Genomic DNA, 19,295 nt, shown 5'->3' on the forward strand with positions numbered 1-19,295 from the left:
CATGCCGATCGACGCCGCGTTGTCGATGTCCGACAGCGGCTGTGAGTTGGACGGCTACGGTCCCATCCCGGCTGCGGTGGCGCGGGAGATCATGACCAACCGCGACAGCACCTGGCGCAAAGTCCTCTGCGACCCGGCTACCGGTCAGCCCATGGATCTCGGCCGAACCCGCCGACGGCCCAACGCGGCCATCCGCGAACTCGTCCGCGTGCGCGACCGGGAATGCGTCGTGCCCTGGTGCCGACGACCCGCTCGGCACTGCGACCTCAACGCGCCCGGGTGGATCACCCGCTACGACCCACACCACGGAAGCTCGTCCGTCACCACACCCAGCGGAACCACCTACACCGGCAGACGCCGACCGATACTCACCCCGACACAACCGCTCCCCGACGACCCACCGTTCTGACTTCCGACACCGTCGCCGAATACCGCCACAGGTGCACGTCGGCATGCCAGCGAACGACGTCGCACAGTCTCGCGGAGGTGACGACCGGTCAGCGGCGCACCACCGCCTCGAGGGCGTCCAGACCGGTGTCCAACTCGTCCTCGGTGATCACCAACGGCGGCGCGATGCGCAGCGTCGAACCGTGCGTCTCCTTGCACAGCACACCACGGTCGCGCAACGCCTCGGACGCCTCGCGACCCGATGGCCCATCCGGCGCGATGTCCACACCCGCCCACAGGCCGCGGCCCCGAACCTCGGTCACGCCGTGACCGACGAGGCCGGCCAAGCGGTCGTGAAGGCGCGCGCCGAGCGTCGTCGCGCGCTCGGCGAACTCGCCCGTCGCCACCAGACGCACGACCGCGCGGCCCACAGCGCAGGCCAACGGATTGCCCCCGAACGTCGAACCGTGCTCGCCCGGCTGCAACACGCCCAGCACATCACGCCTGCCGACCACCGCCGACACCGGCACGATGCCACCACCCAGAGCCTTGCCCAACGTGTACAGATCCGCCCGCACACCCTCGTGCTCCAACGCGAACACCGTCCCCGTGCGGCACAACCCCGACTGGATCTCGTCGGCGATCAACAGCGCCCCCGCCTCGTCGCACAACCTGCGAACCTCGGCCAAATACCCGGCAGGCGGCACCACGACCCCGGCCTCACCTTGTACCGGCTCCACCAGCACCGCGGCCGTGCGGTCCGTGATCGCCGCGGCCAACGCCTCCGCGTCGCCGTAGGGCACGACGTCGAACCCCGGCGTGAACGGGCCGAAATCGGCACGCGCCGACTCATCCGTCGAGAACGACACGATCGTCGTCGTCCGCCCGTGGAAATTCGACGCCGCCACGACGATGCGTGCCTCACCGTCCGGCACGCCCTTCACCCGGTGCGCCCACTTGCGCGCCACCTTGATCGCCGACTCGACGGCCTCGGCCCCCGAGTTCATCGGCAACACCATCTCCGTGCCGGTCAGATCCGCCAACTCGCGGCAGAACAACCCGAACTGGTCGTGGTGAAACGCCCGCGAGGTCAACGTGACCCGGTCCAGCTGCTCCTTCGCGGCCGCCACCAGCGCCGGATGGCGATGCCCGAAGTTCAACGCCGAATACCCCGACAGGAAGTCCAGATACCGCCTGCCCTCCACATCGGTCACCGTGGCTCCCTCGCCGCTCGCGATCACGACCGGCAGCGGGTGGTAGTTGTGCGTGCTCCACCGCTCGTCGAGGGCGATGTAGTCGGCCGTGCTCGCATCGGCTGCGCTTGAGGAGCCCGAGGAGCCCGAGGAGCCCGAGGAGTCGACAGCGTGCGTGCGGTCCGCGAAGGTCGTCATGCGTTCAGATTAGGCCGAACCGGGCGTCGAGATCAGCCGTCGGACATTGCTCAGTAGCGTCGATCGTTGCGTCGAACCGCGGGTGGGGTGGCGAAACGTTGCACATCGTCGCGTCCGCGTTGGGACGTGTCCGGTCCCGGCGGTACCGGTGACCGCGGGCGAGCAGGTCTGCCAGAGTGTGATCCCGTGACGGACGATCTTTCCTTCCTGCGCGCGCAGGCGCGGACGCAACGATTTACCCTCGGCACCCCACGCCAGTTCCAGCCGACGCCCGATGGCTCGCGGGTGCTGTTCCTCCGCTCCGAGACCGGAACCGACCGGCGCAACAGCCTGTGGCAGCTGGACGTCGTCTCGGGTGAGGAGTCGAAGCTCGTCGACGCCGCCGAACTCCTGCCCGGCGAGGAAGACCTGCCCGCCGAGGAGCGTGCCCGCCGGGAGCGCGCCCGCGAGACCTCCGGCGGCGTCGTCGGCTACGCGACCGACGCCGACTGCACGGTCGCCGCGTTCTCCCTGTCCGGCAAGCTCTACACCGCGGACCTGACCACCGGTGCGACGCGCATGCTCGTCGACGCCGCGGTCGTCGACCCGCGGCCCAACCCGCAGGGCACGCACGTCGCCTACGTCGCCGACCGGCGCCTCCGCGTCGTCGACCTCGCCACCGGTGACGACCGTGCCGTGGTGCCCGAGACCGAGGCCGAACGCGACAACCCCGACATCAGCTGGGGCCTCGCGGAGTTCATCGCCGCCGAGGAGATGCGACGGGTGCGCGGCTACTGGTGGTCGCCGGACGGGCGCAGCCTGCTGGTCGAGCGCGCCGACCGCAGCGCCGTCCCGCGCTGGAACATCGCCGACCCCGCCAACCCGGCCGCGCCCGTCAACACCGTCGCCTACCCGGCGGCGGGCACCACCAACGTCGCCGTGTCGCTCGCCCTCGTCTCGCTCGACGGTGCGCGCGTGGACGTTCCGCTCGACGGCTGGGAGTACCTCGCCGCAGTGCACTGGTCGTCCGGTGGTGCGCCACTGCTGACCCTCCAGTCGCGCGACCAGACACAGCTCGAGGTGCGCTCCCTCGACGTCACCGATGGCTCCACCGCTCGCGTGCACGCCGAGACCGATCCGCACTGGGTCGAACTCGTGCCCGGCGTGCCCGCGTGGACCACGGACGGGCGCCTCGTACGGGTCGGCGTCGCCGACGATGCCTACCGGCTGTACGTCGACGGCGCCGCCGTCACCGGACCGGAGCTGCAGGTGCGATCGGTCATCCACGTCGGCGACGAGGTGCTGTTCAGCGCCTCCGCCGACGACCCCACCCAGATCCACGTCTACCGCACCGAGGGAACCGACGTCCGCAGGCTGTCCGAGGCCGACGGTGTCCACAACGGAGCGGGAACCGCGGAGACCACCGTGCTGTCGTCGTGGAGTCCCGACTACTCCGGGATCCGCGTGTCGGTGCTGTCGGCGGGCCGCCGCGTGGCCGAGATCCGGTCGGTCGCGGTCGACCCCGGCGTGGAACCCCACGTCCACTGGCTCGAACTGGGCGAACGCCGGCTCCGCGCCGCACTGGTGCTGCCCACGGGACACCGGCCCGGCAGCGGCAGGCTGCCGGTGCTGCTCGACCCCTACGGCGGGCCGCACGCGCAGCGGGTGCTGCGCAGCCGCAACGCGATGCTGACCCCGCAATGGCTCGCCGATCAGGGATTCGCCGTCCTCGTCGCCGACGGGCGCGGATCGCCGGGCCGCGGGCCCGCGTGGGAACGGGCCATGGCCGGAGACCTCGGCGACGTCGCCCTCACCGATCAGGTCGACGCCCTCCACGCCGCCGCCGAACGGTTCCCCGACCTCGACCTGGGCCGCGTCGCCATCCGCGGCTGGTCGTTCGGCGGTTACCTCGCCGCCGCGGCCGTGCTGCGCCGCCCCGACGTGTTCGGCGCGGCGGTCGCAGGCGCACCCGTGACCGACTGGAGCCTCTACGACACGCACTACACCGAGCGCTACCTCGGCCACCCCGACGACCGGCCCGAGGTCTACGAGCGCAACTCGCTGATCACCGACGCGCCGGCGCTCGAGCGTGCACTGCTGATCGTGCACGGACTCGCCGACGACAACGTCTTCGTCGCCCACGCGCTGCGGCTGTCCTCCGAGCTGCTGGCCGCGGGCCGGGCGCACACGTTCCTGCCGCTGGCGGGTGCGACGCACATGACCCCGCAGGCCGAGGAGGTCGCCGAGAACCTGATGCGGACGCAGGTGCGGTGGATCAAACAACAACTGGGGGTGGAGACCGCATGACGCAGGCGACACGCTGGGGGCTGACGGTACCGCTGTCCGAGCTCTCCTTGCCCGACCACCGTGAGCTCGTCCGCAGGCTGCCGGATCTGGGCTACACCGACCTCTGGTCGGCCGAAGCCAACGGCGCCGACGCGTTCACACCGTTGACGCTGGCCTCGCAGTGGGCACCCGAGCTGCGCCTGGGCACGGCGATCGCGCCGGTCTACACCCGCGGGCCCGGCCTGCTCGCGATGAGCGCGGCCGCGCTCGCCGAGTGCGCGCCGGACCGCTTCGTCCTCGGCGTGGGCACCTCGTCGCAGACGATCGTGGAGGACTGGAACGCCACCCCGTTCACCGAGCCGTACGCGCGCACGCGCGACACGGTGCGGTTCCTGCGCGCCGCGCTGGCGGGGGAGAAGGTCACCGAGCGGTATCCGACGTTCGCGGTGCGGGGGTTCCGCCTGGGACGTCCGCCCCGCACGGCGCCGCCACTGATGGTCGCGGCGCTGCGGCCCGGCATGCTGCGCCTGGCCGGACGGGAAGCCGACGGTGCCATCACCAACTGGCTCGCCGCCTCCGACGTGCCTGCCGTCCGCGGCGAACTCGGGTCCGAGGCCGAACTCGTCGCCCGCATCTTCGTGTGTCCCACACCCGATGCCGACACCGCGCGCGCACTGGCCCGCAGGCACATCGCCGGCTACCTCACCGTGCCGGTCTACCGCGCGTTCCACGAATGGCTCGGCCGCGGTGAACGACTCGCGCCGATGCAGGAGGCGTGGGCGGCAGGCGACCGGAAGCGGGCCCTGGAACTGATCCCGGACGACGTCGTCGACGAACTCGTCGTGCACGGTGAGCCCGCGGCGTGCCGCGAGCACATCCGGGCCTACGTCGAGGCCGGGGTGAGCACGCCGGTGCTCATGCCGCTCACCACGGGTGGCGACCCCGCCGCGCTCGTGGACGCACTCGCCCCCGAATAGGCCGGGGTGACGCCGGGAGGGGCAGCCGCGCCGGTCACCCCCACAGCGCGGTACCGGTGAGCAGACCGGCGATCGCGGCGGCGAACCCGGCCACGATCGTCACCACGACGTTCGCCACCGCGTGGCCGTGCCTGCGCTGTTCCAGCAGTCGCACCGTGTCGTAACCGAACGTCGAGAACGTGGTCAGCGAGCCGCAGAGCCCCACCCCGGCCAGCGCGAACACGGCCCCACCCGCCCCGCCGCGTGCCAGCACCCACGCCGTGACGAGACCGAGCAACGCGGAACCGAGCACGTTCACCGTGAACGTGCCCCACGGGAACGCCGAGGTGCGTCCACGGTGGACTCGCAGGTCGATGAGATAGCGCAGCACGGCGCCGCCCGCGCCGCCCAGCATGACCATCGCCGTCGTCAACATCACGCCGCCCCCTGCCTTCGGCCCGCGGCAAACCGCACCGCGGCGATGCCCGCCACGACGGCCAGCAGCGACGCCAGAACCGACCCGGCGGCGTAGGCGAAGCCCGCGACGAGCCTGCCGTCGGAGACGGTCGACAGCGCGTCGAGCACGTAGGTCGAGAAGGTGGTGAACCCGCCGAGTACGCCGACGCCCAGGAACGGGCGCAGGAGCCGGGGCGGATCGGGCCTGCGGGTCAGCACGGCCATGAGTGCGCCGAGGGCGAGGCATCCGGCGACGTTGCCGATCAGCGTGGCCACACCGGCGGGGGAGGGCAGCAGCGTGCCGAGTCCGTACCGCGCCAGACTGCCGAGTGCCCCGCCCGCCGCGACGGCGGCAAGGACGTCCCAGCGGTGCGTGTCGGTCACGTGCTCATCATCGCCGATCGCCTGCGACGTACCCGGACAGCCCCGATGCGGACCGCAGCCGGTGACGACTGAGCGGCGTCAGGCGGACCGTGCCTGGGCCGCGCGTGCCGTCGCGGGCGGGCCCTGGGGCGCCGGGCTCGCCTCACCCGTGGACTGCGGGGGCTGGGGCGGCCTGCCCCCGCTTCCGGTGATCTGCCGGGGCGTCGCGGTGGCGGTGGTCCTGGCGTTGCCGTGACCGTTGGCCGTCGCCTGACCGGTCGCTGCCTGCTCGGACGCCGGACGGCCGGGGGAGATCTGGTCGGACACCGAGGGGACAGACGGGGTCGAGGGGACCGAGGCGGTGGAGGCACCCGAAGGACCCGGGGGAGCCGAGGAGGCAGGGGAGACGGAGGAAGCGGGGGAGGCGGAGCCGTTGCGCTGCGCCGGTCGCTGCCGCGTGCCGGTTCGTGGCGCTGACGTCCGGGCGAGCTCCCGGTCAGCTGCGGTCCGGTCGGCTGCGGTGTGGTTGGCTGCGGTGTGGTCGGCGGACTCGCCCGCGGCGGGCTCGGGGGCGGGTGCGGCGTGGATGCTGCGGGTCTCGGCGTCGGGAACGGCGGCTTCGTGGAGCTCGGTCTCGCCGGACGTGGCGAGGCTGTTGCTGACGGTGCGCTGGAACTGGCGGTGCACGTTGGCCAGCTCGTGGCGCAGGGCGTGCACGCTCTGGGTGACGGGGTCCTGGTCGGACAGCGTGCCGGTCTCGGTCGAACGCATCAGGACGTCGATGTGGCCGTGGAGTCGCTGGTGCACGTAGCCGAACGCGATGAGCTGGTGCTGCACCTCGAGGCTCGGGGACGTACGGGAGAGCGCCTTGATCATCGTGTCCTGCCAGCGCTGACAGGACTGGCGGTAGTGCCGGTACGCGGACTGGCGGTAGTGCGGTGCCACCTGGGTGTCGAGCGCGACGCGGACGAGCTCGGTGCTGGTGTCGACCAGTTCGCGGGCGGCCATGGTGAGGGCGTAGGCCCACTCCCACTGTTCGGCCTGGGCGCTGGCTCGGTTCTCCTGTTGGGCCTGTTCGAGCTGCGTGCTGGCGAGTTTGACCTGTTCCCACGCCCAGCGGGCCTGGTCGCGGGCGCTCTCGTCCGATTCGGCCGCCTGTCCCGCGTGGTTCTGCGTCGCCGCGGACAGGTCGCGGACCGTGGCCGCGAGTCTGCGCATCTGCTGTGCCTGCCGCCTGGCCACCACGAGTTGCCAGGCGGCGAGGGACACGGCGACGAGCGCCACTGCTGCCAGGCCCACCGCGACCCAGATGGCCACCTCAGCTGTCCGCATGGGTGCTGAGGTTCTCACATTCCGTTTTGGTGAACATGAGAGGTGAGGTATGCCTCACCGGTTAGGATGCGCCGTCTCACGGAGAGTGTGTCCCTGGTGTCGGTTCGCGCCCGCGAATCGGACGAATCCCGCGCGAGCCCGACGTCTCCTCCCGTTCGCGCTCGCCCCGCCGGCCGGGTCGCGGTGGCCGGTGTGACCCGTTCGGCTGTGGCTCACCGCACCCTGCACGCGTGGCGAGCGTGCACGCGCGTCGAGATCGCGAATGATGGAAGCCGACAGGCGCCGAGAGGCCTCGGGCGGCATGCAGCGGAGGAGCAGCGGGATGACCGCGGACACGGACACGCTGGACGACCTGTTCGACGCACACGATCTGCCGGGGCTGGAACGGTGGGTCGCCGACCATCCGCCGCACGAGGTCGCCGACGAGCTCGCGCGCGCCGACGGGGTCAGGGCGGTGCTGCTGTTCCGGCTGCTCGACAAGGACCGCGCGTTGACGGTGTTCGAGGAGCTCGACCCGCCCGACCAGCACAAGGTGCTCTCCGAGCTGCGCGGGGAGGCGTTCCAGGACGTCGTCGAGGAGATGGACCCCGACGACCGCGCCCGGCTCCTCGGTGAGGCGCCCGCGAAGTTCGCGCGTCAGGTCCTCGCGGGGCTCAGCCCGCGGAAGCGCTCCATGACGGCCGCTCTGCTCGGCTATCCGGACGGCTCCGTCGGGCGGTACATGAGCCCGGAGACCGTGGCGCTGCGGCAGCGGCGCACGGCGGGTGAGGCGCTCGAGGTGGTCCGCGAACGGGGCGCCGACGCCGAGACCGTCTACACCCTGCCGGTCACCGACGACCAGCGGCGGTTCGTGGGCGTCGTGTCGTTGCGCGACGTCGTGCTGAGCGATCCCCAGCGGCCCGTCACCGAACTGCTCAAAGAGGACTACCCGGTGGTCGAGGCCACCGACCAGGCCGAGGACGCGGCCCGCCTCATGCAGGAGGCGAACGTGCTGGCGCTGCCGGTGGTCGACAGCGAGAACCGGGTGCTCGGCCTGCTCACCATCGACGACGCGCTCGAGGTGATCGAGGCGGCCGACACCGAGGACATCGCCAGGCAGGCCGCCGCCGCGCCGTGGAGTGGTCACTACATGTCGGCCAGCGTCGTGCAGTTGGCCCGGTCCCGCGTGGTGTGGTTGCTGTTGCTCATCGTGGCGGCGACGTTCACGGTCAACGTGCTGCAGTTCTTCGAGGACTCGCTCACGGCGGTCACGGCGCTGGCACTGTTCATCCCGTTGCTGACCGGCGCGGGCGGCAACGCCGGGTCGCAGGCGGCCACGGCGACCGTGCGCGCGCTCGCCGTGGGCGAGGTGCGCACGCGCGACCTGTTCCGCGTGGCGTGGCGGGAAAGCCGCGTCGGCCTGTTGCTCGGGGCGGCGCTCGGCGCGGTCGGCCTGCTGATCGGCAGCCTGCTGGTCGACGTACCGGTGGCCACGACCGTCGCGCTGTCACTGATCGTCATCTGCAGCTGGGCCGCCACGGTCGGCGCGACCATGCCGTTGCTGGCCAAGCGGCTCGGCATCGACCCGGCCGTGATCTCCGCTCCGCTCGTGACGACCCTGGTCGACGCCACCGGGCTGCTCATCTACTTCCTCATCGCCCACGCGGTGCTCGGCGTCTGAGTGCGCTGACGGCTCGGGCAGTGGGTCGTCGCCGCGGTGCCGTCTGTGTCGGCCGGCCGCCGCGACCACCCACCGGGCGCACACCGCGGCCCAGAGCGCCGCGGCCACGAGGTAACCCCAGTGGCCCTGGATGAGGTAGAGCCCGAGCATGCCGAGCGTGGCCACGCCGCTGAGCGCCGCGGTCGTCGCGGCCCGTTGAGACACGTGCATGCGGCCGAGGCTCGCACGGGCGTGTGGTCATCAGGTGGTGGGCGTGGTGGGGCCTCCGCGGCGCACGTTGCGGCGCAGCTGCATGATCCGCACCGTGCCGGGAACGGCGATGAGAACGGCGCCCGCCGCGACGCCCAGCAGGATCGCCACGGCCAGCGGCATGTGACCGTCGAAACCGAGCAGGTTGATCTGCACGCGTTGCAGGTTCTGGAGGATGAACACCAGCAGCAGCACCAGGACGATCGCCGCGACGATCAGCCCGACCCAGAGGCCGCCCGAGCGGGTGCGGTTGACCGAGGTGGTCGTGTCGCCGGAGTGGTCACCTGCCGACGATCGTGAGTGTGTCATCGTCTCCTCCCGTCTGGCCGAGGCGTTCCGTCTGGCCGAGGCGTTGTGCGAACGCGTCACCACCGTCTTCCCCGGAATGCCGTTCGTTACTCGGGCGTTCCGGCTCGCTAGGGTCCATTCGTGCGAAACGGTGACCTCGCGATCGTCGTGGACGATCTCAGCGGCCCGGCCGTCGTGGCGTTCCTCGACGACCACGTGCGGCAGATGCGGGCGATCTCCCCGGAGGGCAGCTCCCACGCACTGGACCTCGACGGGCTGCGTCCGCCGGACGTGACCGTCTGGTCGGTCCTGGACGGCGACGACGTCGTCGGCTGCGGTGCGCTGAAGGTCCTCGGTGGCGGCGAGGGGGAACTGAAGTCGATGAGGACCGCGCCGGAGCGGGCACGCAGCGGCATCGCGTCGGCGTTGCTGCGGCACATCCTCGCCGACGCCGCCGCGCGCGGGCTCACGCGCGTGAGCCTGGAGACCGGTTCGACGGAGTTCTTCCTCCCCGCGCGCAGGTTGTACGAGCGGTTCGGGTTCACCTACTGCGACCCGTTCGCCGACTACGTCCCGGATCCGCACAGCGTGTTCATGACCCGAAAGGTCTGATCGACCGGCGGACGGGTCCGGTCGAGGGTAGCTTGCGGGGCATGCATGCGATGACACGGGACGAGTGGTGGCGGTTCGCGAGCGAGGGGACCCGCACGGGCAAGGTCGGCGTGGTGCGCGCCGACGGCTCGCCGCACGTCACCCCGATCTGGTTCGTGCTCAACGAGGGCGAGGCCGGCGACGAGATCGTGTTCAACACCGGTGCCGACACGGTGAAGGGCCGCGCGCTGCGCCGTGACCCGCGACTGTCGATCACGGTCGACGACCAGGCGCCGCCGTTCTCGTACGTGCACTTCACCGCCGAGGCGACGCTGTCCGACGACGTCGACGAGATGCTGCCGTGGTCGACCAGGATCGGCGGCCGGTACATGGGGGAGGAGAACGCGGAGGCCTTCGGCAAACGCAACGCGGTCCCCGGCGAACTCCTCGTCCGGGCACGCATCACGAAGGTCGTCGCCCACGCCGACCTCGCCGACTGACGCCGGTTCGCCGGAAGGGCAGCGAGGTCACCGCGGCCCGGCGGCCCGCCCCACGTCGTGCCACTGCACATTCGCCTGCGCGGAGGGCACGAGCAGGACGGCCGGATCGGTGGTGAACGGGGCGTCGACGAGGTCGGTGTCCGTGCGGCGGGCCCACGGACACTCCCAGGTCAACGCGACGTCGAGATCGCGCGATCTGACCGGACCTTCGAGCGTGCTGAGCCGCGCACTGCGGAGCGTGACCTCGGAATCGGGCTGGAGCGGCTCGCCGAGGAAGGGAATTCATGACAGACATCGAGATCGCCGTACTTTCGGGGGACGGGATCGGACCGGAGACGGTCGAGGCCACGCTCACCGTCACCCGCGAGGTTCTCGCGCGTGCCGGCGTGGCCATGCAGGAGCGATGGTCGGCGATCGGTCTCGCGGCCCTCGAGCAGGTGGGCACGACGTTTCCGGAGGAGGCGCTGGAGACGGCCCGCAAGGCGGACGGGACTCTCCTCGGCGCGGTGTCGCATTTGGACTATCCGTCGCCCGAATCGGGTGGGGTCAACCCGTCGGGCACGTTGCGCCGCGAGCTCGATCTGTACGCCAACGTGCGGCCCGCTCGCACCTACCCGGGGCTCGCGACGAAGATCGGCGAGGAGTTCGACCTCGTGATCGTGCGGGAGAACACCGAGGGTTTCTACGCCGATCGCACGATGCATGTCGGCACCGGAGAGGTGATGCCGACCCCGGATCTGGCGCTGGCACACCGGAAGGTGACCAGGGAAGGGTCGATGCGGATCGCGCGTGAGGCCTTCCGGATCGCGGCCACGCGGCGCAGGAAGGTGACCGCCGTGCACAAGAGCAACGTGCTGCGCGTGAGTGACGGCCTGTTCCTCGAGTGCGTGCGCCAGGTCGCACGGGAACATCCCGACGTCGAGTACGAGGAAGAACTGATCGACGCGATGACGGCTCTGCTGATTCGGCGCCCGGCGGACTACGACGTCATCGTCACCACGAACATGTTCGGCGACATCCTGTCCGACGAGGCGACCGAACTGTCGGGTTCCCTGGGGCTGGCCGCCTCGCTCAACAGCGGGTATCAGCATGCCATGGCTCAGGCCCAGCACGGCTCGGCGCCGTCGCTCGCCGGAAGGGATGTCGCGAATCCCTCGTCCCTCATCGGTTCGATGGGCATGCTGTTGTCCTGGTTGGGTGAAAAACGCGGGGACGACCGCCTGGTCGCGGCGAGTAGGTCCATCGAGGTCGCGCTCCGGGACACGGTCGCTGATCCGTCGACTCGGACGGCCGACCTCGGCGGAGAGCTCGGCGGGCGTGCCTTCACCAGGGCGGTACTGGCGAACCTGGCCTGATCGAACCGTCGACGGCGTGCCGGACGCGGGTCCCAAAGTGGTCCCGAGCTCAGGGCGGTGTAGAGCATGGCCGTGATCACCGGCCGGACATGCGAAAAGCCCCTGATCTCGGAAAAATCCGAGATCAGGGGCTTTGTTCTGGCCGTCGGGCTGACAGGATTTGAACCTGCGACCCCTTGACCCCCAGTCAAGTGCGCTACCAAACTGCGCCACAGCCCGGCCATCGCCTCGCTTCGAGGTGATGGCAGTACTCTACCGCGCCCGCGATCGCCCGCTCACAGCGGGTTCGCCATCCGGGTTGACCTGGGATTTCGCGGGTCGATGTCGATCATCGGCCGCGGTCGGCTGGGCGGCGGTTCCTTCATGCTCGGCGTTTCCGATCTTGTCGTGCGGGTAGCCGACGGCGTGTCAGACCTTCGCGCACTCGACGAAGGGAGTGTTGAGACATGCCGTCCGACGCGTTCGTGACCGTGCTCGTGCTCGGAGCCCTGATGATCGCCGTCGACGGGCAGATTCTGTACCGCAGCGGCAAGCGGTATCTGGCGAACGCCGACACCGGCGCCGCCGAGACAGGCGGTTCCGAGGTGGGCTCCCAGGTGCGGCTCGTGACGGTGCTGTTCCACCTGGCGATGCTGGGCGCACTGGCGTTGCTGGCCGTGCTCGACCTGAGCTTCGGCGGCGGAGCGATTCGCCCGATCGTCGGCAACCTCGGCGTGCTGCTGCTGTTGCTGGCCGTGGCCCACGCCGTGACGATGACCGCGTTCGGCACCTTCGCCGAACCGCAGACGGTGGTCGAGGCCGCACCACGGCGCGGGGCCTCGCCGCAGCACACCGCATCGCGCCAGTCCGGTCCGGTGGTGGCCCCGGTTCCGGGGCAACGCGGCCGTGATCCCCAGATGAGTCCGTCGATCGAGGAACACTCGGCCTGACACGGGCCCCGGAGCTTGGATCCCAATCGATCGGGGCTCCGCGTTCCTCGGACTTCTCCGACGCGTGGCGACACGTGACGACCCGTGACGACCCGTGACGACGCCGGGGTCGGCTCGTTCGGCGAGGACCTGCTCGCCGAACCCGCCGGCCCCGGCGTCGGTGTGTTCGGGTGCTGTTCCCGCGCGACGCGTACAACACCGATTCTTTCCTTTCTGAAGGGAATTGCGGAAACGGCAAAGATATGTGATCAGGCCCCGAGTCGCGTTGACATTCGAGCGCGGTGGTTGCTCCCATGGGATCGCACCGCCCGGCGGGGACCGGAGAACGGCCGGTCCGAAGAATTCCGTGTTCCGGACAGGCGGGTGGCGAATCGACAGATGGGGAGAATTCGTGGCCAGGATCCTCGCGCTCGCCGGAAGCCCGTCGGCGACCTCGCGTACGGAGGCTGTGGTCGAGCACGTCGCGGCCCGGTTGTGCGGATACGGACACCGGGTCGCGGTGCAAGCCATACGCGTTCTCCCTCCGGGAGCGCTCGTGTCGGCCGATGCGGCCCATCCCGACATCTGCGCGGTCGCCGACACGTTGGCCGGGGCCGACGGGGTCGTCGTCGCCTCTCCCGTCTACAAGGCCGCCTACAGCGGTCTGCTCAAGACGTTCCTCGACCTGTTGCCCCAGTACGCACTCGCAGGAAAGACGGTGCTGCCGCTGGCCACCGGCGGCACGCCGGCCCACGTACTGGCGATCGACTACGCCTTCCGGCCCATGCTGCACGCGCTCGGTGCCGACCACGTCATGCGGGGACATTTCCTGCTCGACCGCTCGATCGCCGTCGACGAGCACGGAGTGGTGATCGAGGAGGACACCCGGGGTGCGTTGTTGTCCAAGGTGGACGACTTCTCCGAATCGCTCCTGTCATCCGATCGGCTCACCGTCGCGTCATGATTCTCCGGACGCTCTGAATCGCCGGTTCCCGAAATGAAATCGTTCCGGGAGATCGCCGCATTCGATGAATGGGAAATCATCGGCAGCCGCGGCGGTTCGGCTGCGTTGTCGCGCCGTTCACCCGATTCCGCCGCAGTCACGAAAGGACCCACGATGTCCCTGCGATTCCATTGGTTCCTGCCCACCTACGGCGACAGCCGGAACCTCGTCGGCGGCGGCCACGGCGTCGCCACGGCGGCGACGGGGGAGAACCGCGCCGCGACCCTCGAATACCTGGGGCAGATCGTCCGTGGCGCCGAACAGCTCGGCTTCGACGGCGCCCTCACCCCGACCGGGGCCTGGTGCGAGGACGCGTGGCTCACGACGGCCATGCTCGCCTCGGTCTCGCGACGACTGCGGTTCCTCGTGGCGTTCCGTCCCGGACTGCTGTCGCCGACCCTGGCGGCACAGATGGCCGCGACGTTCCAGCGGCACTCCGGACAGCGCCTCCTGCTGAACGTGGTGACCGGTGGGGAAAGCGCCGAACAACGGGCCTACGGCGACTTCCTGGACAAGGACGGCCGCTACGCGCGCACCGGCGAGTTCCTCGACGTCGTCCGGCGGCTGTGGCACGGCGAGACGGTCAGCCACGTCGGCCCTCACGTCACCGTCGAAGGGGCGCGCCTGTCCCGTGTTCCGGACCCGATCCCACCGATCTACTTCGGAGGGTCCTCGCCTGCGGCAGGGACGGTGGCGGCCGAGCATGCCGACGTGTATCTGACCTGGGGTGAACCGCCGCACGCGGTCGCGGAGAAGATCGCCTGGATCCGCGGACTGGCGGCCGACCGCGGCCGCGACATCCGCTTCGGCATCCGGCTGCACGTGATCACCCGCGACACGGCCGACCAGGCCTGGGCGGAGGCGGCCCGCCTGCTGGACGCGCTCGACCCGGCGCTGATCCAACAGGTGCAACGCGGACTGGCCCGCAGCGAGTCCACCGGGCAGCGGCGCATGCTCGACCTGCACGGCGGCACGCGCGAGGACCTGGAGATCTCCCCGAACCTGTGGGCAGGCGTCGGTCTCGTACGGGGTGGTGCGGGCACCGCCCTCGTCGGCAGTCACGCCGAGGTGACCGACCGGATCGAGGAGTACCACGCGCTCGGCATCGACGAGTTCGTCCTGTCCGGACACCCGCACCTGGAGGAGGCGTACTGGGTCGGGGAAGGGGTGCTCCCCGAACTGCGCCGTCGCGGACTGTGGTCGCACCCGGACGGAGACCAGGACCTCGTGCAGCCGTCCGAGATCCCGTTCGCCGCCGCGGCGCGATGACCCCTGCCGTGTCCGGTCAGGCCGCCGGGACCGCGCACGGGGACCGCGGGCATCGGACCGTCCTGGTCTCCAGTCTGCTCGGCACGACGATCGAGTGGTACGACTTCTTCCTCTACAGCACCGCGGCGAGCATCGTGTTCGGCGAGCTGTTCTTCCCCGCCGGCGACGGTGTCGTCGGGACGCTCGCCTCGTTCGCGACGTTCTTCGTCGGATTCCTGGCCAGACCGATCGGGGCGGTGCTGTTCGGGCACATCGGCGACCGGCTCGGCCGCAAACGCACGCTCGTGACGACGATGGTGCTGATGGGAGCGGCCACGGCGCTGGTCGGCGCGCTGCCCACGTACGAGCAGGCCGGGGTGCTCGCCCCGGTTCTGCTGGTGCTGCTCAGGGTGCTGCAGGGCCTGGCCATCGGGGGCGAGTGGGCGGGTGCGGTCCTGCTGGCCGTCGAGTACGCGCCGCCGGGCCGGCGCGGCCGGTACGGCAGTTGGCCGCAGGCCGGGCTCGGCATCGGCCTGGCGATGGGCACGGGCGTGTTCGCGTTGCTGGGTCAGGTGCTCGACGACCGGCACTTCACGGCCCACGGCTGGCGGCTCGCGTTCGGACTGAGCATCGTGTTGGTCCTCATCGGACTGTTGGTGCGGTTGAAGGTCGAGGAGACGCCCGCGTTCGCCCGGCTGGAACGGCCGTCGCGGCTGCCACTGGCCGAACTGCTCCGGCACCGGCCGAGCAGGCGGCACCTGGCGTTGGGGATGCTGGCGCGCTGGGGCGACGGCGTCGCGTTCAACACCTGGGCCGTGTTCGCCATCAGCTACTGCACGGGGCTCGGCATGTCGCGGACCTCGGTGCTGCTGGGGGTGACCGCAGCGGCGTTGGTCCTCGCGGTGCTGATCCCGTTCGTGGGGCGCGGGGTCGACCGGATCGGGCCCCGGCGCACCTACCTCGGCGGCATGGTGCTGTTCGGGATGTCGGTCGTGCCGGCGTTCCTCGGCTTCCAGACCCGCGATCCCTGGGTCGTGGGTGGCGTGCTCGTGGTGGCGCTCGGGATCGTCTACGCGATCAGCTACGCACCCGAGGGCACATTGTTCGCCCAGCTGTTCCCGACCGGAACGCGCTACACCGGGATGTCGGTCGTCTACCAGTTCTCCGGCATCTACGCCTCGGGGCTCACGCCGATGCTGATCACGGCGTTGTTCGCGCTCGGCGGCGGTTCGCTGTGGTGGGTGTGTGCCTATCTGGTGTTCACGGCCGTGGTCAGCACGGTGGCCACCGCGGCCATCCGCACCGGTGACCTGTACCTGGAACCCGAGTCCGCCACCGACACACGCGGGAGGCCCGTGGCGGTGTGACCGGCGTCAGCGGATCGCGCGTTCCAGCTCGTCGACCACGTCGTCGAGCGGTGCCGCCTCACCCCGTGCGCGGGCGAGGACCAACGCACCCTCCACAGCGGACAGGATCAGGACGGCGCACGAGTGGGCGCGGTCGGTGGGCAGGCCGTCGGCGCGGAGCGAGGCGGCGAGCAGCGTCGTCCAGTCGTCGAACGTCGCCCGCGCCCGCGCGCGGGCGCCCGGATCCGTGCCGAGTGCGGCCGCGGCGATCGGACACCCGAGCAGGTCCCCGGACTCGGCGAGATCGCGTCGCCACACGTCGACGAGCGCGCGCAGGGCCGACAAGGTGTCTCCTGCGTCGAGAATGCGGGCGATGCGGCCGGTGATGGACTCGCCCGCTGCGCGGGTCGCCTCGTCGAGCAGCTGCGTCCTGCCGGCGGGGAAGTGGTGGTAGATCGACCCGCGCGGAGCGCCGCTGTGGGCCAGCACGTCCGCAAACGACGTGCCCGCGACGCCCTGCCGGCGGATGAGCTCGACGGCGCTGCGGATCATCGCCGCCCGCGGTTCCGGTGTGCGTCGCATGACGCTCGTCTCCCTGATCTCGTCGCCCCACCTGCCGACTATGTAGGTTGTCATAGAACGGCGACACGGAGGAACCGGTATGAGCGAGCCCGGCACACGCGGCGGTGCACAGGTGCATCCGTTCGACGACGCGATCGCGCTGGCCCCGCGCGGCGGGGGCACGTACACGGGCGCGACGAGCCCGGCCTACGCGAACATGGTCGGACCGTACGGCGGCATCACGGCGGCCACCCTGCTCGAGGGGGTCGAACGGCACCCCGAGCGGATCGGCACGCCCGTGTCGCTGACCGTCAACTACGCGGGCCCGGTCGGCGACGGGGAGTTCACCGTGACCGCACGGCCCGCCCGCACGAACCGCTCGACCCAGCACTGGTCGGTGGAGCTCACCCAGGACGGCGTGGTGGTCACGACCGCGACGGCGGTGTACGCGCGGCGCCGCGACACGTGGGAGTCCACCGAGGCCGCCATGCCCGACGTCCCGCCGCCCGGGGACGTGCTCGTGTCCGCCATGCCGGATTACGTGCAGTGGGCCAAGAACTACGAGATGCGCTACCTGGAAGGCCCGGTGCCCAGTCTGGAAGGAGCCGGCGAGTCGGCCGATTCCACGACGACGCTGTGGGTGCGGGACGCGCCCGCGCGCCCGCTCGACTTCCCCGGCCTGACGTCGCTGTGCGACGTGTTCTACCCGCGGGTGTTCCTCCGCCGCGGTCAGGCGATGCCCGCCGGGACGATCTCGCTCACCGTCTATTTCCACGCCGATGCCGACGCGCTCGCCGCGCAGGGCGATCGGCCCGTGCTGGCCCGTGCGCGGGCGAACCGGTTCGGGCGCGGCTACTTCGACCAGTCGGCGTTCCTGTGGGGCACCGACGGAGCGTTGCTCGCCACGACGCACCAGCTCGTCTACTTCAAGGGCTGACGAGTTCCGGGGCCGTCGCCGCGGAGTGGCTCCGCGGGGACGGCCCCGGAACGTCGAACGATCAGAACCCGGTCGTCACGGGATGACCAGCGCCTCGCCCGTGGAGGCCGTGGAGGCCGTGGAGCCCGGGGAGGCCGCGGCTGCCTCGCGGTTCGCCGAGGCCAGCCGCCACGCGGTGTGGCGCAGCGGCACCTCGTCGGCGATCCACTCACCGAGCAGCATCGCCACCCGCGACTGCATCTCGGTGCGCAGCCGGTGGAACGACGTCGCCGGGTCGGCGTCGACCTGACCGAGCAGCAGCCACCACGCCCACGCGGCCGCGCCCGCGTTGGCCACGAAGTCGGGGATGACGGGGATCCGCCGCGCGGCCAGCATGGCCTCCGCCTCAGGGGTCGTGGCGGAGTTCGCCGCCTCGACCACGAGCTTCGCGGTGACGTCGGCGGCGTTGTCCGGCGTCACGGCGTAGGAGATCGCCGCGGGTACGAGGATGTCGGCCTCGACCGACAGCACGGCGTCCCTGGCCAGCTGCTGCACACCCTCCGGCAGGCGCGAACGGTCGATCTCGCCGTAGGCGTCCCGCAACTCCAGCAGTTCGGGGACGTCGAAACCCTCGGGCCGGTACAGCGTGCCCGCGGCGTCGGCGACCGCCACGACCCGCATTCCCGCCTCGTGCAGGTAGAACGCGGCGCCGCCGCCCATCGTGCCGATGCCCTGGATCGCGACGGTGGTCGTCGTCTCGTCCCACCCCCATGCGCCGGCCGCGCCGAGGCACGCCTGCGCGACGCCGTATCCGCCGATCACGTCGCCGAGCAGCAGGCCGCCGGGCACCGGGGCGCTCAGACCCGCCTGCACGCGGCGCAGGGTGCGGTCCGGATGCGGAGCCCTGCTGATGGCGGCGTGGTACGACTGGCCGAGCCCGAGCCGGTCGAAGACCTCGTCGATGAGGTGCTGCGGCACACCCAGGTCCTCGGCGGTCACCCAGTGGGCGTCCAGCCACGGGCGCATGGCCTGGCAGAACCGCTCGAGCACGTCGATGGCCCGCGGGTCCTTCGGGTCGAAGTCGATGCCGCCCTTGGCCCCGCCGACGGGCAGGTCGAACGTGGCGGTCTTCGCGGCCATGCCCCGCGCGAGGTCCTCGACCTCCTGCATGGTGCACCCCGCGCGCATCCGGGTTCCGCCGGTGGCCAGGCCCGACACGAGCGTGTGCACGACCAGATATCCCTTGGCGCCGGTGACCGCGTCGGTCCAGACGAGCCGCAGCATCGGCTCACTGGTTCGGATGTCCGTGCCGCCCGCCGTGTGCGTCGCCGGCGCGGTGCCGGCCACGGCCGCCGCGCCGTGTCCGCCGGGTACCGGACGGTTCTCCATCGTGGTCACCTGAATCCCACCTCCACCTTCGGATTCGCGTGCGTCTGGTCTGCCGGAGCCCGTGTCGTCCGCGTCGGTTCCGCCTGCTCCGGACACGGGCACACCACGGCCGGCGCGGCGGCGTGAACCGC

The 19,295-nt window shown here is 71.1% G+C and carries 19 protein-coding genes, 1 tRNA gene and 1 pseudogene; 12 read left to right on the forward strand and 9 right to left on the reverse strand.

What is annotated here, in order from left to right:
* Nucleotides 1-409, forward strand: a pseudogene (locus tag IF64_RS0114065) (hypothetical protein); the annotation flags it as partial.
* 88 nt (nucleotides 410-497) lie between these two features.
* Here IF64_RS0114065 and rocD read toward each other — a convergent pair.
* Nucleotides 498-1,778: an ornithine--oxo-acid transaminase gene (gene rocD, locus IF64_RS0114070; protein ID WP_084705863.1), complete on the reverse strand. Its 1,281-nt coding sequence runs from the start codon at nucleotides 1,776-1,778 to the stop codon at nucleotides 498-500.
* A 186-nt stretch (nucleotides 1,779-1,964) separates the two neighbouring features.
* Here rocD and IF64_RS0114075 point away from each other — a divergent pair, with 186 nt between their 5' ends.
* Both IF64_RS0114075 and IF64_RS0114080 read left to right on the forward strand, forming a co-directional pair.
* On the forward strand, nucleotides 1,965-4,064 hold the full coding sequence (locus IF64_RS0114075) for a S9 family peptidase (RefSeq protein WP_030532556.1): 2,100 nt from the start codon (nucleotides 1,965-1,967) through the stop codon (nucleotides 4,062-4,064).
* Nucleotides 4,061-5,020 carry an LLM class F420-dependent oxidoreductase gene (locus IF64_RS0114080; RefSeq protein WP_030532557.1) on the forward strand — a complete coding sequence of 320 codons (960 nt, stop codon included), beginning with the start codon at nucleotides 4,061-4,063 and terminating at the stop codon, nucleotides 5,018-5,020. The genes IF64_RS0114075 and IF64_RS0114080 overlap by 4 nt, the downstream gene beginning before the upstream one ends.
* 34 nt (nucleotides 5,021-5,054) lie before the next feature.
* Here IF64_RS0114080 and crcB read toward each other — a convergent pair whose 3' ends face one another.
* The 3 genes from crcB to IF64_RS27680 form a co-directional block, all read right to left on the reverse strand.
* Nucleotides 5,055-5,435: a fluoride efflux transporter CrcB gene (crcB, locus tag IF64_RS0114085; protein WP_342779964.1), complete on the reverse strand. Its 381-nt coding sequence runs from the start codon at nucleotides 5,433-5,435 to the stop codon at nucleotides 5,055-5,057.
* Nucleotides 5,435-5,839 (reverse strand): fluoride efflux transporter FluC, encoded by a 405-nt coding sequence (locus IF64_RS0114090; RefSeq protein ID WP_030532559.1) that lies wholly within the window; start codon nucleotides 5,837-5,839, stop codon nucleotides 5,435-5,437. Before IF64_RS0114090 ends, crcB begins: the two co-directional genes overlap by 1 nt.
* 78 nt (nucleotides 5,840-5,917) lie before the next feature.
* Complete coding sequence (locus tag IF64_RS27680) at nucleotides 5,918-7,150, reverse strand: atrophin-1 family protein (protein WP_211252582.1); 1,233 nt, start codon at nucleotides 7,148-7,150, stop codon at nucleotides 5,918-5,920.
* 322 nt (nucleotides 7,151-7,472) lie between these two features.
* Between IF64_RS27680 and mgtE the strand changes: the two genes are divergently transcribed.
* The gene (gene mgtE, locus IF64_RS0114100; protein WP_030532561.1) at nucleotides 7,473-8,810 is read left to right on the forward strand and encodes a magnesium transporter; all 1,338 of its coding nucleotides are present in this window, start codon (nucleotides 7,473-7,475) and stop codon (nucleotides 8,808-8,810) included.
* Nucleotides 8,811-9,050: 240 nt separating this feature from the next.
* Here the strand turns inward: mgtE and IF64_RS0114105 are convergent, their stop codons facing one another.
* Entirely contained in the window at nucleotides 9,051-9,368 is a 318-nt protein-coding gene (locus IF64_RS0114105) for a LapA family protein (RefSeq protein ID WP_051757876.1), read from the reverse strand.
* 120 nt (nucleotides 9,369-9,488) lie between these two features.
* Here IF64_RS0114105 and IF64_RS0114110 point away from each other — a divergent pair, with 120 nt between their 5' ends.
* Together IF64_RS0114110 and IF64_RS0114115 are read left to right on the forward strand one after the other, a co-directional pair.
* Nucleotides 9,489-9,959 carry a GNAT family N-acetyltransferase gene (locus IF64_RS0114110; RefSeq protein ID WP_036876652.1) on the forward strand — a complete coding sequence of 157 codons (471 nt, stop codon included), beginning with the start codon at nucleotides 9,489-9,491 and terminating at the stop codon, nucleotides 9,957-9,959.
* Nucleotides 9,960-10,000: 41 nt separating this feature from the next.
* Nucleotides 10,001-10,438: a PPOX class F420-dependent oxidoreductase gene (locus IF64_RS0114115; protein WP_030532564.1), complete on the forward strand. Its 438-nt coding sequence runs from the start codon at nucleotides 10,001-10,003 to the stop codon at nucleotides 10,436-10,438.
* Nucleotides 10,439-10,465: 27 nt separating this feature from the next.
* Here IF64_RS0114115 and IF64_RS27495 read toward each other — a convergent pair whose 3' ends face one another.
* The gene (locus IF64_RS27495) at nucleotides 10,466-10,612 is read right to left on the reverse strand and encodes a hypothetical protein (RefSeq protein WP_169741950.1); all 147 of its coding nucleotides are present in this window, start codon (nucleotides 10,610-10,612) and stop codon (nucleotides 10,466-10,468) included.
* Between the two features lie 110 nt (nucleotides 10,613-10,722).
* Here IF64_RS27495 and IF64_RS0114125 point away from each other — a divergent pair, with 110 nt between their 5' ends.
* Nucleotides 10,723-11,793 carry an isocitrate/isopropylmalate dehydrogenase family protein gene (locus IF64_RS0114125; RefSeq protein ID WP_030532565.1) on the forward strand — a complete coding sequence of 357 codons (1,071 nt, stop codon included), beginning with the start codon at nucleotides 10,723-10,725 and terminating at the stop codon, nucleotides 11,791-11,793.
* Nucleotides 11,794-11,938: 145 nt separating this feature from the next.
* On the opposite strand, the gene IF64_RS0114130 is transcribed toward IF64_RS0114125, so the two are convergent.
* Nucleotides 11,939-12,012 (reverse strand) — tRNA-Pro (locus tag IF64_RS0114130).
* 227 nt (nucleotides 12,013-12,239) lie between these two features.
* Between IF64_RS0114130 and IF64_RS0114135 the strand changes: the two genes are divergently transcribed.
* The 4 genes from IF64_RS0114135 (at nucleotide 12,240) to IF64_RS0114150 (ending at nucleotide 16,319) form a co-directional block, all read left to right on the forward strand.
* Nucleotides 12,240-12,722, forward strand: a complete 483-nt coding sequence (locus IF64_RS0114135) for a hypothetical protein (protein WP_030532566.1) — start codon at nucleotides 12,240-12,242, stop codon at nucleotides 12,720-12,722.
* Nucleotides 12,723-13,113: 391 nt separating this feature from the next.
* On the forward strand, nucleotides 13,114-13,665 hold the full coding sequence (gene ssuE / locus IF64_RS0114140; RefSeq protein WP_030532567.1) for an NADPH-dependent FMN reductase: 552 nt from the start codon (nucleotides 13,114-13,116) through the stop codon (nucleotides 13,663-13,665).
* 153 nt (nucleotides 13,666-13,818) lie between these two features.
* Complete coding sequence (locus tag IF64_RS0114145; RefSeq protein ID WP_030532568.1) at nucleotides 13,819-14,973, forward strand: LLM class flavin-dependent oxidoreductase; 1,155 nt, start codon at nucleotides 13,819-13,821, stop codon at nucleotides 14,971-14,973.
* 8 nt (nucleotides 14,974-14,981) lie between these two features.
* Nucleotides 14,982-16,319 carry an MFS transporter gene (locus tag IF64_RS0114150; protein WP_246134701.1) on the forward strand — a complete coding sequence of 446 codons (1,338 nt, stop codon included), beginning with the start codon at nucleotides 14,982-14,984 and terminating at the stop codon, nucleotides 16,317-16,319.
* A gap of 6 nt (nucleotides 16,320-16,325) precedes the next feature.
* Here IF64_RS0114150 and IF64_RS0114155 read toward each other — a convergent pair whose 3' ends face one another.
* Nucleotides 16,326-16,880 (reverse strand): TetR/AcrR family transcriptional regulator, encoded by a 555-nt coding sequence (locus IF64_RS0114155; RefSeq protein WP_030532570.1) that lies wholly within the window; start codon nucleotides 16,878-16,880, stop codon nucleotides 16,326-16,328.
* Between the two features lie 79 nt (nucleotides 16,881-16,959).
* Between IF64_RS0114155 and IF64_RS0114160 the strand changes: the two genes are divergently transcribed.
* Nucleotides 16,960-17,796, forward strand: a complete 837-nt coding sequence (locus IF64_RS0114160; protein ID WP_030532571.1) for an acyl-CoA thioesterase — start codon at nucleotides 16,960-16,962, stop codon at nucleotides 17,794-17,796.
* Between the two features lie 75 nt (nucleotides 17,797-17,871).
* Here the strand turns inward: IF64_RS0114160 and IF64_RS0114165 are convergent, their stop codons facing one another.
* Entirely contained in the window at nucleotides 17,872-19,059 is a 1,188-nt protein-coding gene (locus tag IF64_RS0114165; protein WP_030532572.1) for a Glu/Leu/Phe/Val family dehydrogenase, read from the reverse strand.
* Nucleotides 19,060-19,295: the final 236 nt, after the last annotated feature.

The organism is Prauserella rugosa (genome assembly GCF_000719975.1).
Classification (GTDB): Bacteria; Actinomycetota; Actinomycetes; order Mycobacteriales; family Pseudonocardiaceae; genus Prauserella; species Prauserella rugosa.